Annotated in this window: 9 protein-coding genes; 3 read left to right on the top strand and 6 right to left on the bottom strand. The window is 64.3% G+C overall.

Translation table 11 applies throughout. From position 1 onward, the window contains the following. Positions 1–7 precede the first annotated feature (7 nt). Positions 8–913, bottom strand: a complete 906-nt coding sequence (locus tag FM069_RS20570) for a LysR family transcriptional regulator (protein WP_143490278.1) — start codon at positions 911–913, stop codon at positions 8–10. A gap of 100 nt (positions 914–1,013) precedes the next feature. Here FM069_RS20570 and FM069_RS20565 point away from each other — a divergent pair, with 100 nt between their 5' ends. The 3 genes from FM069_RS20565 (at position 1,014) to iteS (ending at position 5,509) form a co-directional block, all read left to right on the top strand. After that, complete coding sequence (locus FM069_RS20565) at positions 1,014–1,877, top strand: aldo/keto reductase family oxidoreductase (RefSeq protein ID WP_143490277.1); 864 nt, start codon at positions 1,014–1,016, stop codon at positions 1,875–1,877. Positions 1,878–2,103: 226 nt separating this feature from the next. Then, positions 2,104–3,288: an anti-phage ATPase IteA gene (gene iteA, locus FM069_RS20560; protein WP_218570322.1), complete on the top strand. Its 1,185-nt coding sequence runs from the start codon at positions 2,104–2,106 to the stop codon at positions 3,286–3,288. Beyond that, positions 3,233–5,509, top strand: a complete 2,277-nt coding sequence (gene iteS / locus FM069_RS20555; RefSeq protein ID WP_143490276.1) for a S8 family anti-phage peptidase IteS — start codon at positions 3,233–3,235, stop codon at positions 5,507–5,509. The genes iteA and iteS overlap by 56 nt, the downstream gene beginning before the upstream one ends. 212 nt (positions 5,510–5,721) lie before the next feature. On the opposite strand, the gene FM069_RS20550 is transcribed toward iteS, so the two are convergent. The 5 genes from FM069_RS20550 to FM069_RS20530 form a co-directional block, all read right to left on the bottom strand. After that, positions 5,722–5,928 (bottom strand): DUF6434 domain-containing protein, encoded by a 207-nt coding sequence (locus FM069_RS20550; protein ID WP_143490275.1) that lies wholly within the window; start codon positions 5,926–5,928, stop codon positions 5,722–5,724. 496 nt (positions 5,929–6,424) lie between these two features. Beyond that, on the bottom strand, positions 6,425–9,535 hold the full coding sequence (locus tag FM069_RS20545) for an autotransporter domain-containing protein (RefSeq protein ID WP_143490274.1): 3,111 nt from the start codon (positions 9,533–9,535) through the stop codon (positions 6,425–6,427). A 91-nt stretch (positions 9,536–9,626) separates the two neighbouring features. Next, a complete protein-coding gene (gene eprS / locus FM069_RS20540) occupies positions 9,627–12,617 on the bottom strand; it encodes an autotransporter serine peptidase EprS (RefSeq protein ID WP_143490273.1) in 2,991 nt (996 codons plus the stop codon). Between the two features lie 338 nt (positions 12,618–12,955). Further along, positions 12,956–13,495 (bottom strand): hypothetical protein, encoded by a 540-nt coding sequence (locus FM069_RS20535; protein ID WP_143490272.1) that lies wholly within the window; start codon positions 13,493–13,495, stop codon positions 12,956–12,958. Next, on the bottom strand, positions 13,479–13,820 hold the full coding sequence (locus tag FM069_RS20530; RefSeq protein WP_143490271.1) for a hypothetical protein: 342 nt from the start codon (positions 13,818–13,820) through the stop codon (positions 13,479–13,481). The genes FM069_RS20535 and FM069_RS20530 overlap by 17 nt, the downstream gene beginning before the upstream one ends. Between the last annotated feature and the right edge of the window lie 115 nt (positions 13,821–13,935).

Raw genomic sequence — 13,935 nt, 5'->3', positions numbered from 1 at the left:
CGCCCCGTCAGCCCTCCCCCGACGCCCGGATGAAGTCGATGAACGCCCGCAGCGGCGACGGCAGGTAGCGGCGGCCGGGGTAATAGAGGAAGGGCCCGGGAAAGCTGTGCCACCAGGGTTCGAGCACCGGCTCCAGCGCGCCGCTGTTCAGGTGCGGGCGCAGCCAGTCCTCGAACAGGTGGACGATGCCCAGGCCGTCGATCGCGGCCTGCACCGACAGGTCGATGGCGCCGCCGATGCGCACCACCAGCGGTCCCGTGGGGTCGAGGCTGAGGGTCTCGCCCTGGCGCGTGTACTCCCACAGCGGGGTCGCGCCGCTGGGAAACTTGCCGCGCAGGCAGGCGTGCTGCAACAGGTCCCGGGGATGCTGCGGCCGGCCATGGGCGTCGAGGTAGGCCGGCGAGGCGGCTGTGGCGAAGCGCTGCACGCGCGGGCCGATGGGCACGGCGATCATGTCCTGCTCCAGGCGCTCGTCGTAGCGAATGCCTGCATCGCAGCCGGCCGCCAGCACGTCGACGAAGCTCTCCTCGACCATCACTTCGAGCCGGATGTCGGGGTAGATCTTCAGGAACGGCGTGATGATCGAGGGCAGCACCAGCCGTGCGGCGCTCAGGGGTACGTTGAGCTTCAGCGTGCCAGACGGGCGGTCGCGGAAATCGTTGACCACGTCCAGCGCCGACTCCACCTCGCCCAGGGCCGGCACGATGCGCTCCATCAACCGCGTGCCGGCCTCGGTGGGCACCACGCTACGGGTAGTCCGATTGAGCAGGCGCACCCCCAGGCCCGCCTCCAGGCGCCGCACCGCGTCGCTAAGGCTGGAGGCGGACTTGCCGCTGACCCGCGACCCTTCGCGAAAGCCACCGGCTTTCACCACGGCGACGAAGGCCAATACATCCTGGATATCCGTTGGCATTGTTCGTGCTCCCGTACAGGCCGTGCCGATTGCAGCCCATTATCGGGGAAATGGTCAATGCCTATAGTGGGCTCCTCCCCCACCCAACGAGGCAAACGACATGAGCCACGCCAGCCAGGCCGGTACCTATTCGCTCGGAAACCGCACCGTCAACCGCATGGGCTACGGCGCCATGCAGCTCGCCGGCCCGCAGGTCTTCGGCCCACCCCGGGATCGTGCGGCCGCTCTCGCCGTGCTGCGGGCGGCGGTCGACGCCGGTGTGAACCACATCGACACTTCGGACTTCTACGGCCCCCACATCACCAACCAGCTGATCCGCGAGGCCCTGCATCCCTATGCCGACGACCTGGTGATCGTCACCAAGGTCGGTGCCGTGCGCGGCGCCGACGCCTCCTGGAACCCGGCGCACAGCCCCGCCGAGCTGACCCGCGCGGTGCATGACAACCTGCGCAACCTGGGCGTCGATGCATTGGACGTGGTGAACTACCGGGCCTGGGGCACGATGCACGCTCCCGACGACGCCTCCATCGAGGACGGCTTCGGCACGCTGGCCGACCTGCAACGCCAGGGCCTGATCCGCCAGCTCGGCGTGAGCAACGTCTCGCCCACCCAGATCGCGCAGGCCCAGGCCATCGCCCCCGTGGTGTGCGTGCAGAACCACTACAACCTGGCCCACCGCACCGACGACGCGCTGATCACCGACCTGGCCCGCCAGGGCATCGCCTACGTGCCCTTCTTCCCCCTGGGCGGCTTCAGCCCGCTGCAGTCGGACACCCTCTCCCGCGTAGCGGCCCGCCTGAACGCCTCGCCCATGCGCGTCGCCCTGGCCTGGCTGCTGCAACGCTCGCCCAACCTGCTGCTGATCCCCGGAACCTCCTCCGTCGCCCACCTGCACGAAAACCTCAGCGCCAGCGAATTGGTGATCGCGCCGGAGTGGTTGGGGGAGTTGGATGGGATGGTTTAGGGGGCAGGGATGGAAGTTGGGCATTTGGGGGGAGTGTCAGCTATCGGCCAAAATTTGCTATCACATTTGTGTAGTGCTGAGAGGCTGGGCATCGCCAGGTGAAAGGCATTCTGTGCGAGCGAGCCATTCTTGTCCGTTTCAAAAGGTCAAGATTCTGTAGCGGTTCTTCGCTTTTACGTTACACTTTAGCCGAAATTTGAATCGATTATGCCGATTGGTAGCTCACTTGGAACATCTCTCCGAAATATTGAAAATCCTTGATGGTGCACTGAAGGCCAATGCCAGCATGGCCTCGAACTATGCGGGGCTTCTTGCTGAGAAGCTGGAGCAGGCCGGAAATGGTAAGCAGGCCCGCATGATTCGCGAGCGGCTTGCCCGAGCACCTGTCGCGCTAGCAAATGCCCAGGATGCTTCGAACGGCATTAGTTTTGGCAACCTGCCCGTTGATGGTGAAAGCCATTTGCATACGGTGGACGTGAGCCATCCAGTGGAGGATGAAACTAACCTCCTGCTACCGAGTGCCATTGCCTCCCGAATCGGTGAATTCATAGTCAATGTCCAACGCTACGACGAGCTGTCCCGGGTCAATGCAGCAATGCCGAGTAGGCTGTTAGCTTACGGACCACCCGGAACCGGAAAAACCAAATTAGCGCGCTATATCGCTGCCAAGCTCAGGCTGCCGCTGCTTACAGTGCGTTGCGATACTCTAGTGAGTAGCCTATTGGGGCAGACCAGTAGAAATCTGAGAAGGGTTTTCGAGTTCGCGCAACAACGGCCGTGTGTACTTTTTCTCGACGAGTTTGATGCCCTCGCGAGCGCTAGGGGGAACGATAGAGATGTTGGAGAGCTGCAGCGCGTTGTTATCGCACTTCTGCAAAATATAGACGCGATAACTGAAAGTACCGTCGTTATTGCTGCCACGAATCACGATCGATTGCTGGATCCAGCAGTGTGGCGACGTTTCTACTTTCGCGTCCCCATGCAGATTCCAGACACTGCTTTGCGTAGGCAGCTATGGGTCCAATTTTTGTTGCCATATACGACCGAGGGAGTGGACTTGGATCATCTCGCAGGTATCTCTGCAGGTATTACCGGTGCAAACATTGAGCAGGTATGCCTGGATACGAAGCGAGCAACTGTTCTGGCAGGTACCGTAGAAATCAGTGAGTTAGAGCTGCTGCGACGACTAGGCTTAAATCTTGCGATAACGAGTGGCATACTGCTATCAACCGTCGAGGCCGAGATTTATTGGCTACGTGAGTGGTCGCCAAAGCATTTTTCATTTAGGGCACTCGCTAAGCTGTACGGCTTGTCGACAAGGTATGTAGGTAAAGTCATCAAGGAAGGCAGCGAACATGGCGCGCAAGAAAGGCCCAGAATCAGCCCAGGAACGGCCCAGCCCACGGACTGACAACCCCTTCATTCATGTCCCATTTTCTCCGAAAGACCTCAGTTCGGTTGGGCGTCCACCTGGTGGTGGCAAGAAGCTTCTGGTACCGGTGGATGACGAATACCGAAGAATTCTCTCGCAGAGCTTGCTGCAAGCTTCGACTGCTTTATCCGGTGAGAGGGAAAGGTATCCGTCCCAGCTGTCTACGTTTGTCCTCCGCCTCAGGGAGAAAGGGATCGCAAAGTCCCATCGGCCAATCGAGCTTACTCAGGAGGCAGGGCTGCAAGCAGCAGGACACGCCAAAATTGACGAGATGCTGGTTTCTGCAGATGGAAGCGCTATTTCTGCCCTACACAATCTCATTCTGACGCGCAAAACAAAAGTAATCACCGCTAATCTTAGTGTTATTGAAGGAGTCGAGCCTTGGGGGCGGGCTCGTCGTAACCCCAGTGGTCCCACTGAGCTACGGCAGAAGGGGCGTGGCTTGTTGAGACTTTTCCAATATCAGCGGTCAGATTTCAACAGCATCAACCAGGAAGCCATCCTCCGCTTACTGAAGTTGCTGCACATTGACTACTCGGAAATCCCCATCGGGAGAGGCCTGCCTCTGATTGCGATAAGGCATGTAGATCGACTCGACGACTCAGCCCTTGAGAGCTTGCTGGACTACCCGGGCGCTCGCCAGATTTACGCCGAGCCAACCTTCTACAGTCGTAACTCGGTAAGTGTGCCGGTAACCGCTGCGTCAGGGAGTGCGACTGCCTCCGCTAGCACTGTTTACCCTACAGTGGCAGTCTTTGACACGGGCGTGAGTACAGAAGCATTGGCGATAGCCGATTGGGTAAAAAGTCGGGATACCTACGTTCTTCCGCCTGATACGAATTTTGAGCATGGTACGGCAGTCGCCTCCCTCGTGGCAGGTGCGGCTCATTTCAATGATGGGCACGCTTGGATATCTCCGACGCAGGCCTATGTACATGATGTATGCGGGCTAGAAGCTGCAGGATCTTCCTTCGGTGAGTTGGAGCTGAGACTGCGAGAGGCGGTGCAACGCCGACCGGATATCAAGGTCTGGAATCTTTCGCTTGGTGGCGCCGCGTGTGACGAGCAAAGCTTCAGTGACATGTCCATGGCGCTGGATGACCTTAGCGATAGATATGGTGTTCTCTTCGTTGTCGCCGCTGGGAACTATCTCGATCAGCCGCGCCGGACGTGGCCAAACCCTGCACAGCTTGCCGACCGCGTTTCGTGCCCCGGTGAATCTGTTCGAGCATTAACCGTGGGGTCGATCTCTCATGTTGATGCTGCCGGGGCCCTCTCTGCGGCCGGGCACCCTACGCCATATTCTCGCTGCGGCCCGGGTCCGGTCTTTACGCCGAAACCAGACATAACTCATGTGGGCGGAGGCGTTCATGCGCCTTGGGCTGCCGGACCGAGCAGCCTTAAAGTGCTCACGCCGAATAATCATTTAGGTTATGGCTTCGGGACTAGTTACGCAGCCCCTATCGCGTCTGCAATGGCCGCCAACGCCTGGCTGGCGGTGACCGGACATGGTGCTTTGACACCGACGCCTGCATTGGTAAAAGCCCTGATGATCCATTCTGCGCAGCTGTCGTCGCCTGATTACGATGCGTTCGAGCGCCGATATCATGGGGCAGGTAGACCAGAGGCGATTCTGAAATGTCTGTATGACAGCGATGACAGCTTCACAATGGTTTTCCAAGCGGACCTAGTACCGGGAATGCGGTGGCGTAAAACTCCATATCCAATCCCCAACGCCCTGATTCATAATGGAAAATTTCGAGGTGAGATCATCATTACTGCTGCCTACGCACCACCAGTTGATCCTGGTGCTGGCAGTGAGTATGTTCGTGCCAATGTTGAATTGAGTTTTGGCGAAATCGACGGCAATAACATTAAAGGTAAAGTCCCCATGGATGGCGAGGAGGGCCAAAGCGGCTATGAAGCTGCTCAAGTGGAGCATGGAAGCAAATGGTCGCCTGTGAAAGTTCATCGCAAGAGCTTTCCCCAAGGAACAGCCGTTGAAACTTGGGGGCTTCAAGCCACCGCAATGCTTCGCGCCTTTGAACCATCTCTGACACATGCGCTTCCGGTGACCATCATCGTCACGCTTCGTGCTCTTGATGGAAACCCAGATGTTCGAAGTGATGGAGTTCGGGCGCTTACGCAAGCAAACTGGATTCATTCCGCGCTTCCCGTACGGACGCCTATCCGCACCTAACATGGGCACAATACTGACTGTCTGCTTCTGGCCGAAAGTAGTCAGTCACGAAGCCAACTTCGGCCAGTGGGGGAAAAGTAGGTAATCCAAAGCGCATAAAGATGACCCGAGCTTTACTATATATAAGTGAGAAAGCGTGAAGCATGGGTAAATGTGGGCACTAGCGCCGAGGGCACCTACACCTCCAGCCACACCCAGCGAACACGAACCCCTCAGACCTGTCGCCGCCTCCACTCATCCACCACCGCCCCCATCGTCGCGGGGGCGCCGCTGCGTATCCAGGCCATGAAGGCCCGATCGAAGCGGAACTCCGCCCCGCACTGTTCCACCATGAAACGGCGCACGTTCTGGGTGTTCCGGTAGTGCGGATCGAGGGGCGTCTCCCGGGTGATCGGCTCCCGGTGCCAGTCGAATGCCATGGGTCTGCCTTGTCTTGGGTGAAGCGCCGAGCGTACGCCTCTACCGCAACGCCGCGAAGTACTTCGCGGGCGGTTAGTCCAAGGCTGTCTTGAATATAGGGATGAAGGCGGTATCGGAGTCGTAGCTCAAGATGGCCAGCGACGGTCTGGAGGGGTGCGTCGGCGACCCGTTGTTGCGGGACGATGATCACGGGGAGGTGTTGCCGCCAGCCTGCTTCCTTCTACACCCAACGGGCCAAGGCTGTTGGCTCATGGCCCGGGGCGGGGCGCCTGGCAGGTACCGTTGATCCTCTGCGCCCTGCTCACGGTAGCCACGGCTGGACTGGGGAGGCTGGCGGGGCAGAACCCGCGGATCGGCTGAGACCCGTTTCCCCGGGCATAAAAAAACCGCCTCCTGGGAGGCGGTGGAAAGCCGGAATCCGTCCGGGACGGGTCAACCGGACGGGGGCGGAACGGGGGATGCGCCCCGCCCCCGTCGGACCGGGGGCCTGCTCGGTCAGAACTGCCAGTCCAGGGACAGGCCCACGCCGTGGGTCTTGTCCCGGGAGCCCAGCAGGCCGTTGTAGTCCAGGTTGACCCGTGCCTCCTTGCTCAGGGCCAGGCTGGCGCGGGCGCCCACCACGGCGGCGTCGCGGTCCAGGGAAACGCCTTGCACGCGGAAGGCGTTCTCGCCGCCGGCGAACGCCAGGTGCTGCTCGGACGAGGCGCCGCTCAGGGCGTGCTGCCAGCCGAGGGTGGCGGATACGTCCAGGGTCTGGGCGTCGCTCAGGTTGAAGCGGTTGCCGGCGCGCAGGCCCAGAGTCGAGAGCACCGCGTCGCGGTTGTCGTCATCGCCCTCCAGGGATGTGGCGCCACCCTTCTCGGTGAAGCTGTCGCTGTCCAGGTGCACGTAGGCCAGGTTGGCGAACGGCTCCAGCGCCACGGGGTGCAGGTCCAGGCGGTAGGCGGCTTCGGCGAAGACCTGGGTCGACTGGGCGTCGCGCTTGACCTTCTGCCGGTCGGAGTAGGCGCCGAACTGCAGCTCGCGCTTCACGTCGATGCGGTGCCAGCTGTGGGACGCGCCCGTGCTCAGGCGCAACGCGCCCTCTTCGTGGCCGAGGTAGACGCCCAGGTGGTAGCTGTCCGCCGCGGCGTGGGAGTGGGTGTCGTCGCCCAGGCCCAGGGAGGTGTCGCTGTAGCCCGCCACCGCGCCCAGGCGGGTGCGTTCGCCCACCAGGCCGTCGGCCCCGATGAGCAGGCCGCCCAGGGACGAGGTGGAGCCAGCCCCTTCGTGGCCGCCGTCGCTCTTGCCCCAGGCGCCCAGCGCCTTGACCCAGAGGGTGTTGTCGGTGCCCGGCGCCGGCTGGTCGTAGAGCCCGTCGATCCGCAGGCGGTCGCCCACTGCGTCGCGCAGTTGGCGGCTGTCCTTGATCAGTTGGGTGGCGATGGCCGGGTGCACCTCGCCCGACAGCTGGGTGAGCCCACGGCGGGCGGAGGCCAGGTCGCGGCTCAGCAGCACGCTTTCGAACACCGGGTTGCCCGCGTCGAGCTGCTCGATGGCCTGGGCCACGTTGCGCTGGTTGGCGGTCTCGGCGGCGCTGGCGAAGCGGTCGTCGTTGCGCTCGATGGCCAGGCTCAGGCCAGTGCCGGTGTAGTCCAGGCCGCCGCGCAGGAACGCGTAGTCCGCCAGCACCGGGTCGAACTGACCCTGGACGCCGCCGGTGGTCTGCAGCACGTTGTACTGGCGGCCGAGCACGCTGCTGGCCTGGCGGCTGCTCAGCAGGTTGGCGTCGGTGCCCAGGTCCATCGCCAGGCGGGCGTCGTTCACGCTGGCCTGGCCGTCCACCACGAGGCGGCTGGCGCTGGTGGGCGAGAGCGCCACGAAGTAGGTGGAGCCAGGGGTCATGGCCAGGTCGCCGGCCACGTGCAGGGTATCGCTGGCCGAGCCCGGGGCGACCAGGGCGCCGCGGTTGGCAGTCAGCGAACCGACCTGACCGTGGCCGCTGAGCACGCCGCTGTCGTTGACGGTCACCGCCGAGACCAGGGAGCCGTCGACCACCAGTTGGCCTTGGTCGACCAAGGTTGGGCCGCTGTAGGTGCTGGCGCCGGTCAGCACCAGGGTGCCGATGCCCTGCTTGGTCAGCCCGCCGTGGCCGGCGATGCCGTTGCGCCACACGTCCAGGGCGCATTGCGGGCCGCTACAGGTGCGCTCGGTCGGTTTGCCGGCATCCACCACTGCGCCGACGCCGGGCAGGTTGGCGACGAACTGGCCGTCGCCGTAGGCGCCGTCGATGCGGAATTCGGCGGGGATATCTGCTTCGGTGACGAACATGCCGGGGCCGTCGATGGCCTTGCCCAGGTTGATCATGCCCCAGCCGTACAGGGCGTCGACGCCCTCGGCGCCCAGGTCGGTGGCGGTGGTGCGCAGCACGCTGGCCACCTGCGCGCCATCCATGTACGGGAAGCGCTCCATCAGCACCGCCATGCTGCCCGCCGCGTGGGGCGCAGCCATGGAGGTGCCGTTCTTGTTGGCCCAGCCGACGGTGATGTTGTCCAGGCTGGTGCCGTTGAGCACCGAGCTGTAGATGCGGGTGCCGGGTGCCGACACGCAGAAGCTGGCGGTGTAGCCGCAGCGGGACGAGAAGGTGCTCAGCAGGTACGGGGTGTTGGCGGCCGCGGCGGCGTCCGGGTTCTGCTGCAGGGCGGCCACGGTCAACCAGTTGGGGGCGATCTCGGGCACGAAGTAGCCCAGCCCGGCCATGGCGTCGGGGTTGTTCAGGTTGTAGTCGTTGCCGGCCGCGAAGATGGTCACCACGCCGCTGCGGGCGGCATCGATGGCGCCCTGGTAGGCGCCGCCCGGGCGGGTGCCGAGGATCTGTTGGATCTGGTCGAACTGCAGTTGGGCGTCCTGCACGGTGAAGTGCGGGAAGGCCGGGTCCTTGCCACCCTCGTCGAAGCGGTCGGTGATGCCGATGCCCCAGCTGTTGTTGATGATGCGCGCGCCGCTCTGGATCAGCGCGTTCCAGCCGGCCTGGTAGACCGCGCCGTCGTTGCCCAGCACGATGCCGTCCTCGGGGCCGGGGTCGCCGTTGTCGGCGCTGATGATCTGGGCGTTGAAGGCCACCCCGTGCATCGGGCCGCCATCGCGGCTGCCGGCGGCGATGCCGCCGACGTGGGTGCCGTGGTTGCCCAGCTTGCCGTTGGAATCCAGGCTCGGCGAGCCGTCGTAGCGGAACGGGTCGCCGGCGTGCACCGGGATGTACGGGTCGGTGTATTCGCGGATGCCGGTGGTGACCAGGTTGATCACCTTGTCCGGGCCGGCGAATTCCGGGTGCGCAGCGTACACCGGCTGGTCGAAGATCCCCAGCCTGACGCCCTTGCCGGTATAGCCGCCGGCGTAGGCCTGGTCGGCGTGGATGGCGCCCAGGCCCCAGTCCGCGCTGAACTCGGCGCTGCGCCAGCTGGCGGCGTTGCCGATCTGGCCAGCCTCGGCGTAGGGCTCGGCGTGGGCCGCCCCCAGGGTCGCGAGGTAGCAGGCCAACGCGCCGCAGGAGGCGCGGTTGATGGCCCGGATGGTCTGGCGCAGGGGGGTGACAGGAGCCTGTCGGGTGTTGAACGCATCTTTCATGAAAACCTACCGTCCTTAGTTAACGCACACGAAAACCCGTGCGCATGCGAGGCATGCGCCTTGTTGTTGTTCGAATCGAGTGGGTGCCGCCTCAGAACCGCCAGTCGAGGCTCAGCCCGACACCGTGGCTTTTCTCGCGCGCGGCCAGTTGGCCGCTGTAGTTCAGGCTCACCGAGGCCGCCTCGCTCAACGCGAGGCTGGCGTGCACGCCCACCAGGGCGGCGTCGCGGACCAGGGGCGCGCTTTCGATGGCGAAGCGAGCGCCGCCCGAGGCGAAGGCCAGGCGCTGTTCGCTGTCGATGCCGCTCAGGTCGTGCTGCCAGCCGAGGCTGCCCGCGAGGTCGAGGGCCTGCCGGTCGGTCAGCGCGATGCGCGTCATCGCCCGCACGCCGAGGGTGCCGAGGGTCGCCTCGCGGGTGTCGCCGCGGGCGGACAGGGCCGCGGAATCGCCCTTCTCGGTGAAGGCGTCGGTGTCCAGGTGCACGTAGGCCAGGTTGGCGAACGGCTCGAGGGTAGCCTGCTGCAGGAGGATGCGGTAGGCCGCCTCGGCGAACACCTGGGCGCTCTGCGCGTCGTGTTTGGTTTTCTCCTTGCCGCGGGCCCCAACCACCTGCACGTCGCGGGTGGCATCGATGCGGTGGGCGCTGTAGGCGCCGCCCAGGGTCAGGCGCACCGCCCCCAGGTCATGGCCGAGGTAGGCGCCCAGGTGGTAGCTGTCCACCGAGGCCCGGGAATGGGTACCGGAGCCCATGTTCACCGAACTGTCGCTGTAGCCGGCCACCAGGCCCAGGCGGGTCGCTTCGGCCACCTCGCCGTCCACGCCGATCAGCAGGCCGCCGAGGGACGAGCTGTAGCCCGCGGTGTCGTGGCGGGCATCGGTCGTGCCCCAGGCACCCAGGGCCTTGAGCCACACCGCGTCGCGGGGGGAGGCGTCGGCCCCGCTGCCAACCAGACGCTCGCCGACCGCCTCGCGCAGGGCGCGGCTGTCGTTGATCAACTGGGTGCCCACGGCCGGATGAATCTCGCCGGTCAGCTGCTGGAGGCTGTCCCGGGCGACCGCCACACTCGGCGCCCGCAGCAAGTTCTCGTACACCGCGTTGCCGGCACCCAGTTCCTCGGCGGCGGCCGCCACCGCGGCCTGGTTGGGGGTCTGCGCCACGCTGTCGAATGAAGCCGTGCGCGTCACGTCCAGGGAGACCGCGGTGGCCGTGTAGTCGAGCTGGCCACCGAGGAAAGCGTAGGGAGACGCCACCGCGCCGAACCGGCCGTCGATGCCGCCGGCCGCCTGCAGCACGCCGTATGACTGGCCCAGCACGCTCTGGCCCGGCGCGGTGTTCAGGGCGACCGGGGTGTCGTCCACCGCCAGGGTCACGTTCGCCCCCGCCAGCGTGGCGCGGCCACCGGCGACGAGACGGTCGCTGGCGCCGGGGGCGACGTCCACCGCGTAGGTGGAGCCCGGCTCGAAGGTGGCGTCTCCGTCGACCCGCAGGGTGCCGACGGCAGTGCCCGGGGCCACGCGAGCGCCGCGGTGGGCCAGCAGCCCGCCCACTTGGCCGGTGCCCCCCAAAGTGCCGCCGTCGTTGACCTGCACGGCGCCGCTGACGGAGCCGTTGACCGACAGCAGGCCGCCGTTGACCAGGGTCTCGCCCCGGTAGGTGTTGGCGCCTTCCAAGATCAACTGGCCGGCGCCGGTCTTGATCAGGCTGCCTTGGTACAGGCGCTGCGCAGCGGCCAGTGCACGGGCGCTGCCGATGGCGTAGTCGGTCTGGTCCTGCTGGCTGGCCCCCTCGGGAAGGCCGTTCTGCCAGCCCCGGCTTGCCAGCGTCTGCTGCCAGGCGGCCTGCTCGGCCGCGTCCTCGGCCTGGCGCTGGACCAGGGCCTGGTCGGAGATATCGTTGCTCCATACATCCGTCTGGCCCGTGCCGAGAGACGCCTCGAAGGGGCCGAGCAACTGGCCAGGCCCGCGCATCGCCCGCGCCAGCTCTATCACGCCCCAGCCGACGCTGTCGGTGGGCGCCCGGGTGACCGAGCCATCCAGCTGGGTGGCGGTGGTCATCAGGACCTGCAGGGCCTGCTCGTTGTTCAGGTAGGGGTAGCGCTGCATCACCACCGCCAGGGCGCCGGTGGCGTGGGGCGCAGCCATGGAGGTACCGGACTTGATGGCGTAGCCGCCCCCCGGCACGGTGCTGTTGATTAACCGCCCGGGTGTGGTGACGCACCAGTACTTGGCGTAGCCGCACTGGTTGTAGCGCTGCCGGTTATCGCTATCCAGCCCGGACACCGCCAGCCAGTGGCCTTCCAGGTCCGGCTGGAAGTACGGCAGCGATGCCCGCACGCTGGCGTTGGGGTACCCCGAGTTGCCGGCGCTGAACACGTTGATCACGCCCCGGCGGGACACGGCGGCGGCTTCGTCCAGCCAGGTGCCGCGGTTGTAGTGCTGGGCGTAGGCGGCGTGCAGGCCGTCGAGGGTGGCGTAGGTCACGTCCGCCGGCTGGCTGCCCCAGCTGTTGTTGATGGCCCGCACCCCGGCCTCGGCCAGGGCGCCGTAGGCGGCGCGGAAGTACTGCGGGTCGGGGCTGGGGCCGAAGAGGAAACTGTCGTTCTGGTTGGTGTTGGCGACGTAGAGCTGGGCATCGTACGCCACGCCGTGCATGCCGACGCCATCCCGGGCCGCGCCCATGGTGCCGGTGACGTGGGTGCCGTGGCTGTCGTTGTTGGGGTTGAGGGCGCCGGTGATGCTGAAGGCCGAGCCGTCCACATAGGTGCCGCTGGCGGTGACCGCGTGGTAGCGGGACGGGCTCGCTTCCGGGTGGGCCGGGTCGAACCCCGAGTCCAGCGCGCCGATCGGAACGCCGGCACCGGTGAAGCCGGCGGCATAGGCCTGGTCGGCCTGGATGCGCCCCAGCCCCCAGTCGCTCTGGAACTCCGCCGAGCGCCAACTGGCCGCGTCACCCGGCTTCCCCTGCTCGACATAGTCGGCCTGGGCAGGGCCACCGAACGCCACGAACAGCGCACACAACGTGCCACTCGCTACGGGTTTGACGGAATAACGGACAGCACCCACGGCATTCGACACTCGCATCCCTGCACACCTGTGTATATCCCGCTCCTATTGAGCGCGGTAGACCTTAGTCCGCACCTAAACATTTGGCAACAGCTTTTTTTGCACGTTGGATACATGTTTGGAGATAAGCACTTTACCCCCAAAGACAGTGATAGCTTTTTGAAGGCACGACTGATTTAAACGAACGATCAATTATTGAAACTGCATGGTGGCCAATTAACTTCGGACACTTCCGCACCGCACCAGAATTAAAATTCCGAATTCAAACGAAACGTTGAATAGCCTGCACATGTATCGCTAAAGAGCGCTCTCTATTCTCCAGGCAAGTTGAATTGCTGGGAGAAAACGCCACGGGCCTACAGGTCCAACTGCCCTAACACGCGACCCAGATCGAATGGCTTTTGCCCCACTGCTCGCTCCAGATAGGCCCGGACGTTTTCCGGCAGGCCTCTGTAGCGCAGGGCCAATTCCTGACGCTCCCTGTCGGGGTAGACGGCCTTGGCCAAGGTGTCACCGACCAAAGGGTCGTCGGTCATCCCGTAGCCGCGGCGAACGCTTTCCAAGGCGCCCAACGCATAGGCCAGCTCCAGCCGTTCTTCCCGGTCGCAGGCATCGCGGTTACGGAAGCTGAGGTGACCGATAGCGTCTATCAGCAGGTCCCGGGATAGCTGGAACCCCCTCAAGGTGGCCCTATCGAGGCGGGGTGTATCCTGACGTCTCAAGGCTCGGCAGGCCTCGATCCTCTCGCCGAACGTGGCCATTCGCGCGGCCACGTCCTGCTGCATCGCAGCGACCACCTGCTCGGGGACCGGGCGCTCGTCCGCCCAGGCACGCCAGGGTCCGGCCAGAATGGCGGCGACCACCAGAACACATGACTGCTTAGTAATGACACCCATCGTATAAGCCCTGCCAGAACAGTCGTTGTTTATAGTCATTTTTCCTCTGGAAATGCAGAAGCATGCGGTCGGTTTCATCTTCAATGACACGAGAAACGATCTTGGGCACGCTCTGTATCGTTCTGCGATAAAGATCCCAGTCGGTTTGCGAGATGTTATAAGCCGCCGTGGGTAAATTGCTCTTGGCGAAAATACTGGAAAACACCCCAGCCGAAAGTGCGTTCAACAGATACTTCTCTGCATCCCGGTTACTTCTTATACGTGCCAGAGCAGCCTGACTATCTGCATCCAAACGTAGACCATCTATAGGCGTGCAACTGGGCATGACTCCTCCTTGACCTAACCTCTCCTGTGAACGGCTGACCTTACCAGAAGCGGGCCAGCCGTTCCTGTGATAACGCGTTTCCAGCAGCCGGCATCTTACAGGCACCACGCCTCCT

Source organism: Pseudomonas mangiferae (assembly GCF_007109405.1).
Classification (GTDB): domain Bacteria; phylum Pseudomonadota; class Gammaproteobacteria; order Pseudomonadales; family Pseudomonadaceae; genus Pseudomonas_T; species Pseudomonas_T mangiferae.
This window is presented reverse-complemented; position numbering and strand designations above follow the sequence as displayed.

Excerpts from the sequence above, each read along its gene's own strand:
- FM069_RS20570 (WP_143490278.1), bottom strand. The coding sequence starts at position 913 with ATGCCAACGGATATCCAGGATGTATTGGCCTTCGTCGCCGTGGTGAAA.
- FM069_RS20565 (WP_143490277.1), top strand. The coding sequence starts at position 1,014 with ATGAGCCACGCCAGCCAGGCCGGTACCTATTCGCTCGGAAACCGCACC.
- iteS (WP_143490276.1), top strand. The coding sequence starts at position 3,233 with ATGGCGCGCAAGAAAGGCCCAGAATCAGCCCAGGAACGGCCCAGCCCA.
- FM069_RS20550 (WP_143490275.1), bottom strand. The coding sequence starts at position 5,928 with ATGGCATTCGACTGGCACCGGGAGCCGATCACCCGGGAGACGCCCCTC.
- FM069_RS20545 (WP_143490274.1), bottom strand. The coding sequence starts at position 9,535 with ATGAAAGATGCGTTCAACACCCGACAGGCTCCTGTCACCCCCCTGCGC.
- eprS (WP_143490273.1), bottom strand. The coding sequence starts at position 12,617 with ATGCGAGTGTCGAATGCCGTGGGTGCTGTCCGTTATTCCGTCAAACCC.
- FM069_RS20535 (WP_143490272.1), bottom strand. The coding sequence starts at position 13,495 with ATGGGTGTCATTACTAAGCAGTCATGTGTTCTGGTGGTCGCCGCCATT.
- FM069_RS20530 (WP_143490271.1), bottom strand. The coding sequence starts at position 13,820 with ATGCCCAGTTGCACGCCTATAGATGGTCTACGTTTGGATGCAGATAGT.